Below are 15,478 nucleotides of genomic sequence, written 5' to 3'. Positions count from 1 at the left end.
CCGCTCACCTCTCACCTCTCACCTCTCACCTCTCACCTCTCACCTCTCACCTCTATCCTTTCACCTCTCACCTCTCACCTCTATCCTTTCACCTTTCACCTCTCACCTTTCACCTCCTAATATCCCGGATTTTGAACCAGGTTGGTATTCACCCTGATATCGTTGAAAGGAATCGGGAATGCCCAGGAACGGGAATCGGCGCCAAATGAACAATTATTGGAAGAAGATCCATCAGCTACTCCACATTCGCTGCGGTTAATTATCCGGGTGGTGCGTTTGAGATCAAACCAACGATGTCCCTCGCCAAGCAATTCCACCCGACGCAGCAATAAAATAGCATCGAGCAGATCATCACCGGTTTCAGTACCTTCATCCACACCACGGGCAGCTCGCAATTCATTCAGATCATTCAGGGCAGTAGCATCATCCAACCGCTGTTTGGCTTCTGCACGTATCAGCATCATTTCGCCCGCGCGGAAAACTTTGAAGCTGTTAACGCCAGGATATTTATCAACAATCGTGCGTTGAAATCCGCCAATACCATCCTGATTAAAAAGAATCACACCCGGCTCATCGTAGGCACCGCCCAGGTCTTCAATCAAATCAGATAATGGAGTGGCTACCCGGTAACTTGGATTGCCTCCGGAAATGGCACCACCTGGTGTGATGGCATTATCAGAAGGAATTGCCCAGTATACTTCACTGGATGGTGCAGCTTCTGTATCAGTTGAAAATACAGCCACATATCCTTCTTCATTGGTCAATCCACGATCATTCAGTGCAAGAGTAGCATCATCGATGGCAGCCTGCCAGTTTTTAGCATATAAATTGATTCTGGCTCGCATCGCATATACTACAGTTTTATCGATATAATAACGGGCTGTATTATTGGCGGGATCACCACCTTCATCAAATGCAACCAGTGCATCTGCCAAATCTTCAAAAACCCGGTCATACACTTCCTTAACCGTGTTTCTCGATGGGAGAATTGTCAACGGATTTAAGGGATCAAAACTGGTTACATATGGAACCGCTAACGCAGTGGAATTGCGATCATATTCAGTTGCAAAATAGCGAAGCAGATCAAAATGTGCATGTGCTCTGATGGCAAGCGCCTGTGCCCGGATGGTTTTTGCTTCTGCTTCCGTATCACCGGTTTCATATTCAGGCAAGGCCTGTAACACATTATTTACTCTGGAGATAATCTCATAAGGCTGACTAAAGGCCAGCTGCACAGCAATATTATCTGCATTAAAAGCCATTTCAGACATTACCCGCCAGTTACCTAAACTTTCCAGCGCTTCAATCATGTCATCCCCCATCAAATCAGGCAGGGCACTCCAGGCACTTGCAGAACCACTTGCAGCCGGATTATTATAATAACGCGTGCTTTTAAAGCCTTCATAACTACCCAACAGAGCCGACTGAACATCTTCAAATGTTTTGAGTTCGGTCAATTCCGTTTGTGGAGTTGTTTCCAATTGTTTGTTGCAACTCGCCATTGCGAACAGCGATCCTGCCAGTACAGCTGTATATATTAATGTACGTTTCATTGTTTCTTTTTTGTGTGATTAAAGGGTAAGATTAACGCCTACGGTTACACGCTTTAAGGATGGATATTGGGCCCCACTTACAGCAGCATTGGAGTTTACGTCAAAGTTGTTGACAGTGGAAACTTCCGGATCCCATCCCTGAAATTTAAAGCTGGTATAGAGGTTTTGTCCCTGTACAAAAATCCGGAAACCCTGAATTTTAAGGCGACTTACCACTTCTGTTGGCAGTGTATAGGCCAATTGGATATTTCTCAACCGGAAGAAATCTCCTTTCTCGAGAAAACGGGTCGTACTTCCTTCTGTAGTTTCACTGAGTCTCGGGAAATTAGTTACCTGGCCGGGTGTAGTCCAGGCAGTTAATCCGCTTTTTGCAAAACCGGAAGTTGTGTATCCATTGTATTCCACATTGAAACGGGCATTGTTATAGATATAGTTTCCGGCAGAATAAACACCAAAAGCGCTCAGTTCAATTCCTTTATAGCTAACGGCGGTGGTTATCCCAGCGTTATGAGGCGCATCACTGGTACCAAGTACCACAAGATCATTCGCATCGTATTGTTCGGTAATGGTTTTGCCATCGGCTTTGTAGTATTGAGAATTTCCATTATCCGGATTTACACCGGCATATCGAACCAGATAAAAACTGTTGAATGGTTTACCAACCTGCAATGCCTGAAAACTTTTATACAATTGAAAATCCTGTCCGTTTGGAAGGGACTTGATGGTGTTTTTATTATAAGCATAATTCATATCAACCGACCATTTGAAATCGCGGGTATTGATGATTTTTACACCTAAAGATGCTTCAATTCCACGGTTCTGCATGCTACCATTATTGCTGAGCAGTGCACCGTTCCCACCACTGGTACTGGGCACAAAGGGGGAGAAATACAATCCTTTGGTGAGACTGCTATACCATTCAACAGAAGCTCTCAAACGGGACTGGAAAAACTCCATATCAGCACCAACGTTCAGGGTGCTCCGGATCTCCCAGGTAAGCAGGTTATTACCCAGGCGATTCACACTCAGGGAACCACGACCGCCATAACTACCCCGGCCATATTGTTGCAAATACGGGAAATCACCAATACCATTCTGGTTACCTACCGATCCATAACTGGCTTTCAGTTTCAGGAAGTTCATGAAATTGACATGGTAAAAATCTTCATCACTTACGATCCAGCTGGCACCCACCGATCCGTATTGTGTCCAGCGATTTTCCGGACTCAGTTTGGAAGAGCCATCTGTACGGCCGGTCAAACTCAGGTAATACCGGCCTTTATAGGCGTAATCCACCTGACCAAAATAAGACATCAGGGCATTATTTTCGGGGAATCCGCCTCCTACAACAGGGATAAATCCATTGTCGGCAGTACCCGGCACCAATCCGGCTTCATTATCAAAAGGAAGTAATACACCATAGGCGGTATAATCAAACTCTCTTGAGGTATTCTTTACAAATTCCGTAAATAAGGTAGCGGATAAACTATGATCTTCATCTGCACCAAAACTTGTTTTGTAATTCAGGCTATTGGTTACTGTATAACGGAATCGACGTTCCAGACTTCGGGCGATTTCACCATTGCGGCGAAAATCCTGTCCGAATGCCTCATTCTGACGGGCAGACTGGGTACCATTTTTTATAATACTGAATCCTTCCAGTTGGGAATAATCGCCCCCAGCATTGATTCTGTAGGTCAGGTTTTTGATCCAGGGTAATTTGTACTCCAGAAAAATATTACCCGTGCCTTTCAACTGCCAGCTGCGATTCGGATTTTCAGTCAGATCCTCTACCGGATTAATCCAGAATGGAAACTGTATGGATTCACCATAGGAGCCGTCTTCATTGATGGCTCGCTCATAGGGCAGTGCCCAGATAACGGTGTTCAGTGCAGATCCAATGCTCTGATCACCCTCGAAAGTGCCGGTATAATTCGACCAGCCACCAGCCAGGTTGGCTCCAATTTTGAGGTTATTATCCGTATGTGATACATTGATCCGTCCATTGTATTTTTTAATCCCGGTTCCAACTGTGATGCCTTCTTCGTCGTACATTCCAATAGAAGTATAAAAAGTCGTTTTATCTGTGCCCCCTGAGGCAGAAATCTGGTGCGATTGCATTCCTGCATTGCGGAAAACAAAATCGTTCCAGTTGACATTAATCTGTCGCAGTTCTTCTACTTCAGCAGGTGACCAGCCATATGGATTACCGGCGATATTCATTTCGAAATCCAGTTTTTCCTGGGTATTCATCAGTTTCAGCTGATTCTCCGGCAAACGGGCTGTACCAATTTGACCGTCGTAACTCAGGCGCATTTTGCCGGATCTTCCTTTTTTGGTAGTTATCACAATAACCCCATTTGCACCCCTTGAACCATATATGGCAGTTGAAGCGGCGTCTTTTAGAATTGTTACGGATTCAAAATCATTTTGGTTAAGTGTGCTGAAATCACCTGCCCGAATTTCCACACCATCCATGATATAAAGCGGAGCATTGGAACCATTAATGGATCCTTTACCACGAATGATTACATCCGCATTTCTACCAGGCTGACCGGATCCGGTTTTTACGTTGATACCCGGTGCCTGTCCCTGAAGCATCTGATCAAAAGATGCATTGGGCTGTGTACGGATATCATCAATAGATACCACTGAAACCGAACCAGTATTGGCGCGGCGGCTGCGGGTTTGATAGCCGGTCACAACCACTTCATTGAGTGATTGGGAGGCCTGTTTCATACTCACCAGCATTTCTCCATTAATGATAGCAACATCCAGTTCATTGTATCCTACAAAGGTAAATACCAATGTTCTTGCATTGGCCGGAGCGTTCACAGCGAACCCTCCCTGTTCGTTGGTAGTGCCGAGAATGGCACCGTTTTTTACGCGAATGGTAGCCCCAACTATTGGACTTCCATCCTTTTCATCTACCACTTTTCCTGAAACAGCTTTTTGTGCAGCTGCAGATGTACTTATGGTTATCAATACCGTTAAGTACAAGATAAATTTCCTCATAATGCTGATTTTGTGTTAACGTGTCATCATCTTACCGTGATGGGACAGACAACCCAAAACGATCGAGTGTTGCAGGAGCGTATGTTGAATATGTTGAATGGTAAAATTCAAGGATTAACAACAGTTTCTAGATGATTGATTACTTATTCTTTTCTACCGAAACACATTTTATTTTATTTATACTTTGTTAATCACAAGAAAACTACCTTTAATATGTAATTCATTCCATTAACGTTAAAACAAATACTATGTCAGTTGTTAAAGTATTGGAATTGATGGCGAACTCCACCAAGAGTTGGGAAGATGCAACCCAGCAGGCAATTACCGAAGCTTCCAAAAGCCTGCATAATATCCGGTCTGCCTATGTGCAGGATATGAGTGCTACTGTTGTTAATAATAAAATCACCGAGTACCGGGTGACGGTAAAGTTGAGTTTTGAAATCGACAAAGGGAAGTGATAAAAAGAGGCTAGATGTTACCCGTTGACCTGGTGGATGGGTTGGCCGTTTAGGAAGGCATGTACATTGGCTACCGTTTCATTCAGTAATCGTTGGCGGGCTTCTACGGTGGCCCAGGCAATATGAGGGGTAATCAGGCAGTTTTTTGCTATTAGTAAAGGATTATCTGGTTGAGGCGGTTCTATGCTCAAAACATCCAGTCCTGCTCCTGCTATCCAATCTTCATTTAATGCGTTTGCAAGATCGATTTCGTTGATAAGCGGACCGCGCGCGGTATTGATCAAATACGCAGATTTTTTCATCTGCTTTAAACTGGCAGCGTTGATAATTTCATTTGTTTCCTGTGTTAGGGGACAGTGCAAACTGATAATATCAGACTGGCTGAACAAATCATCAATGGTTGCCCAACGGAAATTCTTTCTATGTTGCTGATCGGTTTGGGTTCTGCTGTAGGCCAGCATGTTCATGTCAAGAACAGTGGCAAGATCAGCCATCTTTTTTCCTATATCACCAAAGCCGATGATGCCGATGGTTTTTCCGGCCAGTTCCATAAGAGGTTGATTCCAAAAAGAAAAATCAGGTGATGACACCCAACGGCTATTCATAACCGCATCGCTGTGTTGCTGAACACGATGGGTGAGTTCCAATAATAATGCAAAGGCGAGCTGCACAACCGAAGCGGTACTGTAACCCGGTACATTACTAACAATAATGCCTAACCGACGAGTGCAATCTATATCTATTATATTATATCCGGTCGCTAAAACACTGATGAATTTGAGTTGAGGTAATTGCTCCAGAATGGTTGCTGGAAGCGGAGTTTTGTTGGTTAATATAACGTCTGCATCTTTAGCTCTTGGAATAATATCGTCCTGGCAGGTACGGTCATATACTGTTAAATTGCCTAATATTTCCAGGCTTGACCAGGAAAGGTCACCGGGATTCAGGGTGTAGCCATCGAGCACAACAATTTTCATCGCACTTATTTTAGCTGCTAAATATAAAGTTTATGGTGCTGTTACAGTCAGCCAGGTATATCCATTGGCTGGAATGGTAACGGTTATAGTGGCAGTGAAATCCCGGTTAATGCTCACCGTTTGACTTCGATTTTCCTGTTCGGTTATTCTTGCGTTAAGCGAAAGTCCGGTATAGTATAGTGGTAACCGGATGGTTCGTATAATTGCTGTTTCTGTTGGATTATACAGCATAGCGAGACCTTTTGTTGGCTGGGTTGGATCAATATGCAGGATTCCATCCCAATCACGGCCATCCGCCCTTCGCAGATGGATGATATCGGCATTAAGAATTTGGCGGTATTTTTTGTACCAGTTGATCACTTTTACAACCGTTTGCCGGGTGGCTTCGGTATCGTAAAGACGAGGTCCCCGATAACAGGCCTGCACGCCCGAACCATAGTATTGCATCATGAGTTGCTCGTAATCAGTGAGGTGTTCGGATAACGGTTCGAGTATTGCTTCCGGTCCGCCCCCCTGGTATTTTGTAAGTGGCACAAATCCCCATCCCATGGAACTTGTTTTTTCCCAGGTACCATCGTAAATATTTTGCCGGTTTAGGATTTTTTGTTGTTCCCTGCTGAGGGAGAAATTGACTTCCCGGTATCCAATCGCGATTTTATGCGTACCGTCGAGAAAATACCAGTCCGGGGCATTTACATAAATGCCATTTTCATTGCACCATCGATACAAACCTTTCTGCAATTCCATCTGTTTCCATTGCGAATCATGCAGGTCTTTATGTCCGGGGTGTTTGGTAGAAGCACATCGATCACCCGGATAAGGACCATCATTTTCGAAAATATCAAAACCGGTTTTTTCCATGAAGGTTCTGAGGGTCCTTAGATAATTGATTCCCCAGTTGCTGGCAAGACAGGGAGCATTTCCAAACATAGTTCCACCGGGCTTTCCTGTTTTGGGGTTTATGACATCTTCTTCATCATTGATGCGACGGGAACTGAAAAGCGAATAACTTCCGATAAAGATTTTTTTGCTGTGTGCGAAATCGGCGAGTTCTTTCCATTTTTTAATATTTGCGGCACTGGTATCTTCCATATTACAGTGGCTGCCAAAGCTTAGGATCAGGGCTTCATAACCAGTTGCCGCACACTGTTCAATGGCGGTTTTTACTTCGTCATCGTTTTTACTGACGAGGTGCATAAAGATTGGGTTGGAAGTAATCCAGGGCGCGATGGTGCGGTACATTTTTCGTACGGCTAACCCCCGGCGTTCCCGGTCGCTGTTGTCCATCGCGAGTTCATAAGTGGTAATGGATTGGAGAGATTCGCCGGGCTTAATTTCGGAACCCGGACCATGATCTGGATAGATTTCAAGCAGGCAGGGAGTTTCATAATTGTAATTTACCTGCGATGTGTAAGCGGGATCGGTTTTCCAATGCAGGGTCTGATCACTCAATTCATACCGCATGGAATTATTGAAGGCGTAGTTGGATTCGAAATAAAGTCCGGTTGGCTTTTTCATTTGGGACGGACTTCCAATGACAGCGCTCTCCTCTTCCACCATACCTAATACTTCATTTACGATGGTATCGATTATAAGGTTTTTTCCGGATTGATTGCGTACCTGAACGGATTTACTGATCAGAGGGATACCGTTGTATATATCATAAAGGATATCCAGTTCAAGGCCTTTAAGGTCAGCTAAGGGAGATGTATACCTGAAAATGATTCTTTTTCCTTTTGCAGGAAGCGCCCCAGCAGACCAGAATTTCTTCTTCCATTGGATGGCGGGTTGAATTTCTGCTATGGTATAGTTGAGGTAGCGGAAAGAGCTGTCGGTTGTATTGCCGGTATTCAGCCATTCTGGAAGGAAATAGGCTTTTTCTGCGGGAGGTGTTAATCCGCCGATTTTATAGGAGCTGCCGTTGATGCTTATACGCGCTTCTTCACGGATGGTCCGGATGAGTTGCTGGTTGGTGCTGAGGTTGGTATAATCGTAACAGACCAGGTTGGGTTGTAGGCGGAAGGTTCTGCGGATGAGTCCGTTGGAGAGCGTGAGGGTAGCTTTGTTGGGCGATTCCTCAATAACTGCTTCAAAACCGGCCGGGTTAAGCAGCCAGTCCTTCTCCGGAAGCGGCTGTGCAAATAGTTTGGTGGAACAAAGGGTTACAATAAGAAAGCAAGCTGCAAAAAATCGCATGAGTTCTACTAATTTATTCGGAAATTACCGAAAAGGTGTCAGACAGGTGTTAGAACTGTGTTAGAACAGTATTACTACAGGTGTCAGACACCAGTTGGAACTAGTGTCTGACACCTAAACAAACATTATGATAAAATTACTTTTAATCCCTTTTACAATTCTGCTAACCGGAATGAGTTGGTGGATGCCGGTTGACAACACGTCACATTTTAAGAACGCTGTAATCTGTCATCCGCTCGAAGATGGAATGATTGCTTTTGCCGGAGATCCTGAATTTCAGGCACTTCATCCGATCCCTATCCCAATTTCGGCAAATGAATTGGGTAAGATGATCTCCTACCCCACTTCGGATGGAAAATCAGCGGGTGCCTATCTGGTCAAAGCGAAACAGACTAGTTTCAAATGGCTTTTCGTTTATCAGGAATGGTGGGGGCTCAATGATCATATCAAGCAGGAAGCGGATCGATATTATTCAGATTTGGGCGAATCGGTGAATGTGCTTGCGATAGATATGTATGACGGAAAAGTGACGGCTGATCCCAAAATAGCGGGACAATACATGCAGGGTACCAATCCGACAAGGTTGGAATCTATAGTGAAAGGGGCCTATCATTTTGCTGGTTCCAATGCAAAAGTTGCGAATATTGGCTGGTGTTTTGGTGGAAGCTGGTCGCTTCGATCCGCCATTATAGGGGGTAACCAAAATATAGGATCCGTAATCTTCTACGGAATGCCGGTTAAGGATGTGGAGCAACTAAAAAAGCTCAATTCAGATGTGCTGGGCCTTTTCGCCAATGAGCAATATATCTCTAAAGAAATCATAGAACAATTTGCTGTTGACATGAAATCAGCCGGCAAACAACTGCAATATAAAATATTCGATGCCGTACATGGTTTTGCCAATCCAAGCAATCCCAAACACGATGCAGCAAAAACCAAAGAAGCCTACGAAATGGCGCTAGGTTATCTAAGAAAGAAGTTTTAACAAGAGGTATCAGACACCAGTTCCAACTGGTGTCTGACACCTCTCTAACACAGTTCTAACACCTATCTGACACCTTATAGGGAACTAAGTTGCTTCGGAGCAGGAACCACGTTATTTACTGGTTTGGTTGATTTCAGGTAAAGGAAAATCGCACGCAAATCCTCGTCCTTCAACTTTGCAAAATTCTGCCAGGGCATAGGTGGTAAAAGTGGACGGCTTGCTTCCAATCCTTTATATTTTCCTTCCCGCATCGCACGGAAAAATTGCTCTTCCGTCCAGTTGCCAATCCCCGTTGAATCTCCACTGATATTGGCAGAATAGGAAATGCCCCAGGGTCCAACTGCAACCGTCAGTTCAGGACCAAACAAAGCCCATCCCTTTGACAAAACAGAAGTATCAATCGGTCCAATCGGGTGCGTGGATAAATGCCCGCCAAAACGGTTCTCAAGATCCAACTCCGGGCCACGCGGACCCATTTTTTTAGGAGAATGGCAGTCGTCGCAGCCAATCGTATTGACAAGATACTCGCCTCGTTTAACCGGATCCTCAGCTGCTGCAGTTTCTTCTGCTGGCTTAGTTTCACCGGCTGGCGGCTGACAGGCAACTGTGGTAATAGCAATGATAGCTGCCATTCCAACTGCCGTCAATAAAATCTTTTTCATTGTTTGTAGGTTGTTTATTGGTTAATGTATTAAGAGACCAAGGTAGACTAAGAGACCGGGCAAATCAAGGAATTATTGAATAGACTGGGGAAATCGGTGGTTGAACTGCCACCAATAAGATTTTCGTACCTTCAAGGTAGCTCTTTATTCTTTCACATCAACTCTACGTTATGAATCTTCTTCATCGTATTGAATTGTGGGGTGACAGGCATCATCCCCAATGGATGGACATCGTACGGATTGCCCTCGGCATTTTTTTGTGTATCAAGGGAATTCAGTTTGTCTATAACATGAGTCATCTGATGGCTCAGGTGGATGCTAAACTACCAATGCCGGAATTTGCGCTGGTGGTACTCGGACATTATGTTTTCGTAGCACATCTGCTGGGTGGAATTTTGATGATTCTTGGTGCCTATACCAGAATCGCCACCCTTATTCAGATTCCCATACTATTGGGAGCGATTTTTTTCGTAAACACCTCGCGTGCGTTATGGAAACCTTTTCCTGAATTGATCGTTTCTCTTATTGTATTGGTATTGCTTGTTTATTTTCTGGTGGCCGGTGATGGCCCATGGTCTATAAAGGCAGATGATATGGAAAAAGAAAAGTTGAAATAAATTATACCCCACATTTCGCAAAAGCGTAATTATAAAAATCCTGCACGGTAATCATCCGGGTAAAATCTTCCGGTTTTACCTTAAAATTAAGGTTGTGCTCTATCACAACCGCCAGATCTATATAATCCAGACTATCCAGCTCAAGCGTCTCCTTCAACTGTGCATCCGGTTTTATTTTCTCGGGTGCAACTTCAAATTCTTCAGCTAAAAAATGATTGATTTTCTCTATGATTTGCGTTTCTGTCATACCATTCAAAATAAATATGTTTAATATCCTACTCAAATGTACAACTAATGCCAACTGTTTAGTAATTTTCTCGCATGCTTAAACCAGGTTTAAACGAGTCCTATGATGTAATTGTAATCGGGTCGGGTGTGGGTGGCTTAACTGCCGCTGCATTGTTAACCAAGGCCGGTTACCGTGTTTGTGTATTGGAAAAAGAACCACATGCGGGTGGCTATCTCGCCGGCTTTAGAAGGAAAAACTTTCTGTTCGACACGGCCATTCACTGGCTGAACCAATACGGTCCGGGTGGACTCATCTGCCGTATTTTTGATTTGGTTGGAAAAGATTATCCCACAGCTGTTCCCCAACAGCGGATTCGTCGTTATATGGGAAATAATTTTAATTATTTGCTAACTAACAATCCGGATGAATGGAGAGATCAGTTGATTAAAGAATATCCTCACGAGGAAAAAGGGATCCGTAGATTCTTTGCCAGCGCCAAAAAAATTGGCCGCTCTTTTAAGGAATTCAACACTGTTTTTCGTTCCAAAGAAAATATGACAACCTGGGAAAAAATTTCATCAGGATACAAGACTTTTCGTTTTGTGATCCCTTTTATTCCCTATGTTATGTACAGTGGTGAAAAGGGGCTGAAAAAAGGACTGAATAAATTTTTCAAAGACCCGGGATTGCATCGGATTTTCGCATCCGAACATGAATTGATCGGTTGTTTTGTTCCCATCGGCTGGGCTTACTATGGCGATTTTCAGAGTCCGCCTAAAGGGGGCAGCCAGATGATACCCAAATGGTTGCAACACAATATTGAATCGCGCGGGGGACAGGTACTATTTCAAAGTAAGGTAACGGATATTATTGTGGAAGATAACCAGGCGAAAGGAGTTCATTTTCTGCACCGAAACAAAGCCTATACATTTAAAAGCAGGTATGTAATCGCAGCCAATGATATCGAAACGATCTATGAAAAAATGCTTCCGGCTGAGGCGATTCCGGCGAAATTAAAAGAAAAATTACGCCAGGCGGAATTGTATACTTCATCTGTTACACTGTCCATTGCGCTGGATTGTCCGGCTGAACAGCTTGGTTTTAATGAAGAGATGATTCACCTGGTGGATGAAAACCTTCCCTTTGATGCATATTCGAATGGAAATCCTGAAACCGTTGAAGTAAGTGTATTGGCTGCTACTGTACGCGATAAAACCTTGTGTCCGGAGCATCAGGGTACCCTGACTATTTATATGCCGGCTGAAATGAAGTATATGGATGAATGGAAAACCTCCCGCGATGCAGATGGAAATTATGTTCGTGGGGAAGCCTATAAAGAATTGAAACAGAAAATAGCTGAAAAACTAATTGCGCGGGTGGAAGATAAAATAGCACCCGGACTCAAATCGCATATTCTGTTTTACGAAGTTGCTACTCCGGTTACTCATTATCGTTATACGGGAAATAAGAATGGTACGATGATGGGTGCTCGTCCGGGCAGGGCCAATATGCAGGCGAAAATTGCGCATTATCAAACACCGGTGAGAAACCTGATCTTAGGCGGACATTGGGCAGAATTAGGTGGCGGTGTTCCGATAGCCGTCAAAGCAGGCGCCAATGCGGCATTTCTGATTTTCAAAAAGGAGCGGCCATCTTTATTTAAGAGCATGGCCCGGTATATGGATGGAAAAGCATTGGTGGAAGAACCCTTGCTGCATCCGGAATTCAGTAATGATCAATATCCGTTTTCCACTGCGCCCACTCCATCCGAAAGGGCAAAACGCCGGGAGGCCCAGGTTTAGGTGTCAGACAGGTGTTAGAACAGTGTTAGAGAGGTGTCAGATACATGTCAGGACGCTCTTAGACATGTGTCTGACACCTTTCCGGTGACCTTCAACCAGGTCCCATTTCAACAGGGGTAATTCACCGGTAATTTTTTCCAGCAGCAACTCAAACACTGGTTTGGGTAAACCCTGCTCCATGGTATTTAACCAGTTTGCAATATCCGCATCATCCATATCCTTCATCATCCAGGAACACAAATCCAGCCATTCCGACATGGTTTGCTTGCCTTCAATTTTTAATTGCAGCGCATAAATAGCATCATCCGAAAAATATTTCCATAAAAGTGGATTCAGCATTTCTTCCTGCCGCTGCATCGCCTGAATTACCCAATCCGACAAATGCCGGAAACTCGCAGAAAATAGTGCCGGTGCCCATTTACGCGAACGTACTGAACCCGCTTCCTCATCAAATACCCGCATATGCTCCACAATCCGGTCCAATGGCGATATCCGACCTGTTTTATCTGCAGCAAAACATTCCGGCACCCGCACCGCAAATGGCTCAAGTGCCGGTATGATATACCTACTTTCCTCTTCCGCCTGGCGTTGACAAGCCAGCACCAGTTCAATCACCTGATCGAACCGATGCTGTACCTGCTGTATCTGAGAAAAATTGGTAAACTGTAGCTGCAGGCTGGCATCCAGCAACTGTGCCCTTAAAGCACTGTGCGATGTCTGAAATATATTAAACCTGCGCATTTTAGTTAGTTTAGTTGGTTGCTTCTCTGTATACAAAATCTTCCAACGTAATTTCCCGGTTTCCACCTGTCCGCTTAATCTTCATCTTAGTGGGATAATATCCCGCTGTCTGAAATTTCTGCGGTTGTGGAATCGCCCGTACAAATCCATTGGACTGCTCAATAAATAATTTGGTTACCATCGGCTCCCAAAAATTCACCTTTCCGTTATAGGACCCGAATAAAAAGGTTTCCGTAAAGGTTGACCCGTTTAATTCAGGTGCCGTTGCATCCAGCCAATGTTTTCCCATTTGAGGAACTCCACCCGGAGGCGCGATATAATTCGCGGGGAAATATCCCGCTGCGGGAACATTGTCAAAACCAGTCGGATTTTGCTCATACGGTGGAATCGCCATCCGTTCCCCTTCATTGATCAGATAATAATGAAAATCAAAATGCGGCAAGGTATACACTTCTTCCGGCTCATGTCCGGCCGGATTCCAATCCAGTCCGATATGTTTGAATGGTGTAAGCGTCAACGCTTTAGCATGCAAAGGCAAGGTAACACTGTTGGCATGATTATGCCCCCCATCACCTCCTACCGGCAAATTATTCCAGGCTTTGTCATTGATCGAAATCCCTAATTTTTCCGGTTTACCTTCTTTTGATACCTGAATCCAGGAATGCGCTTTCCCCTCATGGAAACTTATCTGCGCCCCTTTAAAAATTCCGTTGTTTTCATTGTCATCTTTACTGCAGGAACTGAATCCTACTACAGCTGCAACAAGCAGCAAATTGCTCCATCTTTTTTTCATGTAGATTGTTTTAATGGTTAATGGTTTATATTAAGGATAAACTGCGAACTGGTTCTTTTATACGTTTGTTGAGGAGAAGTTCACGCACATACAAAGAGGTTAAAGTGGCCGGCTGGTATTGCAAAAACTCTCGCGCCATTTCTTTAACATTATCGCGATATGCATCCTCCTTCAATACGATCTCTACGGCATTCCGGATGGCTTTTACTGTTGGACGCTCGGTATTCAGATTTATACCCAACCCAAAATAACCAACCCGCACATTGATCTCCGATTTCCCTTCATTCATGCCCGCAACCACCAGAGGAACCTCCTGCTGAATCGATAAGAGCACGCCCCCATACCCGCCATTGGAAACATATACATCTGCATAGGGCATCACTTCCTCAAAAGGGATAAAATCTTCAATGATAATATTGGGTGCCAGGTATTGCTGGCGAAGGCGGTCTGTACCATAGCCACCCGTTGTTATGATTACCAGATAGTTGCTGTTTCGCAACGCCTCTAATGCCGGCTCCAATAATTTGGTGGTATCTTTTTCAAAAGTTCCCTGCGTTATCAACACCACCCGCTCATACGATTCAACACGTGAATCATACCAGGCTTTTCTATTGCTTATTTTTTTCTGCGGCAAAACCGGACCAATAAACCGAACCCGCTCATTCAGGTCCTCCCGCTCAAACTCAAAAGAAGGGGTACCACTTTGCAGATAGAGATCCGATTTGGTAACCGCCAGATCAAATAGGTGCTGATTACCATGATAAATCGCATGCTCATCCAACAACTGATGCAATAACCGGGAAGATGGACGAAACACATAATCCAGAATAACTTTTCTCAGTATCCGATGCCATAATTTTCCAAACAAAGTTCCTGCAGGCGGCAGCCCTAATCCGGGTGGCGCCAGATTGCGGGAAGTTTCCATTAGTGGCATAATCCCGATTGATAATACCGAGATGCCCATCTTATCTTTGACATAGGGAATACCGGTAAACGCACAATCCGCAATAAATAAATCGAAGGGGAACGCCTCATAAATCGCCGCAATATCTTCATAATATTCGGGCCCTCTTCTGATAAAAAACTCCTGCATATCAAAATTCAGTAGCGCCAGTTTACCTTTGATTTTTTGTCGCTGTGGCAAAATCATATCAATAGTTGCTGCATTGATGTCCATCGCTTTCCGAAAGGGAAAATGCAGTATACCTAACTGCCTGATTTTCTCTGCATATAAACCAGAACTGTACCAGGCTATTTCATAGCCTTCTGCTTTTAAATGAGCAGCCAGCGAAGTAAGCGGATTGAAATGTCCATCCGCAGGAACATTGGCAAACAGGATTCTCCTGCCTTTTTTGGGGTTCATAGTTGATCTGATAAGGTTGGTTAATTCAGCAGCAATACTACCACCCGGAACACTCCAAACAAACCAATACCTGCATGAAACCGCAAA

Annotated in this window: 13 protein-coding genes; 4 read left to right on the top strand and 9 right to left on the bottom strand. The window is 44.2% G+C overall.

Annotated features, from left to right (window positions below; translation table 11 throughout):
* Nucleotides 1-116: 116 nt before the first annotated feature.
* Together B2746_RS17095 and B2746_RS17090 are read right to left on the bottom strand one after the other, a co-directional pair.
* Nucleotides 117-1,553, bottom strand: coding sequence for a RagB/SusD family nutrient uptake outer membrane protein (locus B2746_RS17095; protein WP_290796391.1), 1,437 nt, complete (start codon nucleotides 1,551-1,553; stop codon nucleotides 117-119).
* An 18-nt stretch (nucleotides 1,554-1,571) separates the two neighbouring features.
* Nucleotides 1,572-4,568, bottom strand: a complete 2,997-nt coding sequence (locus tag B2746_RS17090) for a SusC/RagA family TonB-linked outer membrane protein (RefSeq protein ID WP_290796389.1) — start codon at nucleotides 4,566-4,568, stop codon at nucleotides 1,572-1,574.
* 248 nt (nucleotides 4,569-4,816) lie between these two features.
* On the opposite strand from B2746_RS17090, the gene B2746_RS17085 reads away from it, so the two are divergent.
* Nucleotides 4,817-5,026, top strand: a complete 210-nt coding sequence (locus B2746_RS17085) for a dodecin family protein (protein ID WP_290796387.1) — start codon at nucleotides 4,817-4,819, stop codon at nucleotides 5,024-5,026.
* A gap of 17 nt (nucleotides 5,027-5,043) precedes the next feature.
* Here the strand turns inward: B2746_RS17085 and B2746_RS17080 are convergent, their stop codons facing one another.
* Both B2746_RS17080 and B2746_RS17075 read right to left on the bottom strand, forming a co-directional pair.
* Nucleotides 5,044-6,003 (bottom strand): D-2-hydroxyacid dehydrogenase, encoded by a 960-nt coding sequence (locus B2746_RS17080; protein WP_290796385.1) that lies wholly within the window; start codon nucleotides 6,001-6,003, stop codon nucleotides 5,044-5,046.
* Between the two features lie 30 nt (nucleotides 6,004-6,033).
* On the bottom strand, nucleotides 6,034-8,199 hold the full coding sequence (locus B2746_RS17075; RefSeq protein ID WP_290796383.1) for an alpha-galactosidase: 2,166 nt from the start codon (nucleotides 8,197-8,199) through the stop codon (nucleotides 6,034-6,036).
* A gap of 127 nt (nucleotides 8,200-8,326) precedes the next feature.
* On the opposite strand from B2746_RS17075, the gene B2746_RS17070 reads away from it, so the two are divergent.
* Entirely contained in the window at nucleotides 8,327-9,184 is an 858-nt protein-coding gene (locus tag B2746_RS17070; RefSeq protein ID WP_290796381.1) for a dienelactone hydrolase family protein, read from the top strand.
* A 74-nt stretch (nucleotides 9,185-9,258) separates the two neighbouring features.
* On the opposite strand, the gene B2746_RS17065 is transcribed toward B2746_RS17070, so the two are convergent.
* Complete coding sequence (locus B2746_RS17065; RefSeq protein WP_290796379.1) at nucleotides 9,259-9,846, bottom strand: diheme cytochrome c-553; 588 nt, start codon at nucleotides 9,844-9,846, stop codon at nucleotides 9,259-9,261.
* A 170-nt stretch (nucleotides 9,847-10,016) separates the two neighbouring features.
* On the opposite strand from B2746_RS17065, the gene B2746_RS17060 reads away from it, so the two are divergent.
* A complete protein-coding gene (locus B2746_RS17060) occupies nucleotides 10,017-10,463 on the top strand; it encodes a DoxX family protein (protein ID WP_290796377.1) in 447 nt (148 codons plus the stop codon).
* Nucleotide 10,464: 1 nt separating this feature from the next.
* Here the strand turns inward: B2746_RS17060 and B2746_RS17055 are convergent, their stop codons facing one another.
* On the bottom strand, nucleotides 10,465-10,710 hold the full coding sequence (locus B2746_RS17055; RefSeq protein ID WP_290796375.1) for an acyl carrier protein: 246 nt from the start codon (nucleotides 10,708-10,710) through the stop codon (nucleotides 10,465-10,467).
* Nucleotides 10,711-10,784: 74 nt separating this feature from the next.
* Here B2746_RS17055 and B2746_RS17050 point away from each other — a divergent pair, with 74 nt between their 5' ends.
* A complete protein-coding gene (locus B2746_RS17050) occupies nucleotides 10,785-12,494 on the top strand; it encodes a phytoene desaturase family protein (RefSeq protein ID WP_290796373.1) in 1,710 nt (569 codons plus the stop codon).
* 36 nt (nucleotides 12,495-12,530) lie between these two features.
* Here the strand turns inward: B2746_RS17050 and B2746_RS17045 are convergent, their stop codons facing one another.
* Genes B2746_RS17045 through B2746_RS17035 form a run of 3 tightly spaced genes read right to left on the bottom strand, consistent with a single transcriptional unit; the run spans nucleotide 12,531 to nucleotide 15,391 of the window.
* On the bottom strand, nucleotides 12,531-13,235 hold the full coding sequence (locus tag B2746_RS17045) for a hypothetical protein (RefSeq protein ID WP_290796371.1): 705 nt from the start codon (nucleotides 13,233-13,235) through the stop codon (nucleotides 12,531-12,533).
* Nucleotides 13,236-13,245: 10 nt separating this feature from the next.
* Complete coding sequence (locus B2746_RS17040; protein WP_290796369.1) at nucleotides 13,246-14,028, bottom strand: DUF5602 domain-containing protein; 783 nt, start codon at nucleotides 14,026-14,028, stop codon at nucleotides 13,246-13,248.
* Nucleotides 14,029-14,053: 25 nt separating this feature from the next.
* On the bottom strand, nucleotides 14,054-15,391 hold the full coding sequence (locus B2746_RS17035) for a glycosyltransferase (RefSeq protein ID WP_290796367.1): 1,338 nt from the start codon (nucleotides 15,389-15,391) through the stop codon (nucleotides 14,054-14,056).
* Nucleotides 15,392-15,478: the final 87 nt, after the last annotated feature.

This window comes from Flavihumibacter sp. UBA7668, from assembly GCF_002483205.1.
Classification (GTDB): domain Bacteria; phylum Bacteroidota; class Bacteroidia; order Chitinophagales; family Chitinophagaceae; genus Flavihumibacter.
Note: the sequence above shows the minus strand (reverse complement) of the source record. Positions and strands in the feature narration are given on the sequence as shown.

Excerpts from the sequence above, each read along its gene's own strand:
- B2746_RS17095 (WP_290796391.1), bottom strand. The coding sequence starts at position 1,553 with ATGAAACGTACATTAATATATACAGCTGTACTGGCAGGATCGCTGTTC.
- B2746_RS17090 (WP_290796389.1), bottom strand. The coding sequence starts at position 4,568 with ATGAGGAAATTTATCTTGTACTTAACGGTATTGATAACCATAAGTACA.
- B2746_RS17085 (WP_290796387.1), top strand. The coding sequence starts at position 4,817 with ATGTCAGTTGTTAAAGTATTGGAATTGATGGCGAACTCCACCAAGAGT.
- B2746_RS17080 (WP_290796385.1), bottom strand. The coding sequence starts at position 6,003 with ATGAAAATTGTTGTGCTCGATGGCTACACCCTGAATCCCGGTGACCTT.
- B2746_RS17075 (WP_290796383.1), bottom strand. The coding sequence starts at position 8,199 with ATGCGATTTTTTGCAGCTTGCTTTCTTATTGTAACCCTTTGTTCCACC.
- B2746_RS17070 (WP_290796381.1), top strand. The coding sequence starts at position 8,327 with ATGATAAAATTACTTTTAATCCCTTTTACAATTCTGCTAACCGGAATG.
- B2746_RS17065 (WP_290796379.1), bottom strand. The coding sequence starts at position 9,846 with ATGAAAAAGATTTTATTGACGGCAGTTGGAATGGCAGCTATCATTGCT.
- B2746_RS17060 (WP_290796377.1), top strand. The coding sequence starts at position 10,017 with ATGAATCTTCTTCATCGTATTGAATTGTGGGGTGACAGGCATCATCCC.
- B2746_RS17055 (WP_290796375.1), bottom strand. The coding sequence starts at position 10,710 with ATGACAGAAACGCAAATCATAGAGAAAATCAATCATTTTTTAGCTGAA.
- B2746_RS17050 (WP_290796373.1), top strand. The coding sequence starts at position 10,785 with ATGCTTAAACCAGGTTTAAACGAGTCCTATGATGTAATTGTAATCGGG.
- B2746_RS17045 (WP_290796371.1), bottom strand. The coding sequence starts at position 13,235 with ATGCGCAGGTTTAATATATTTCAGACATCGCACAGTGCTTTAAGGGCA.
- B2746_RS17040 (WP_290796369.1), bottom strand. The coding sequence starts at position 14,028 with ATGAAAAAAAGATGGAGCAATTTGCTGCTTGTTGCAGCTGTAGTAGGA.
- B2746_RS17035 (WP_290796367.1), bottom strand. The coding sequence starts at position 15,391 with ATGAACCCCAAAAAAGGCAGGAGAATCCTGTTTGCCAATGTTCCTGCG.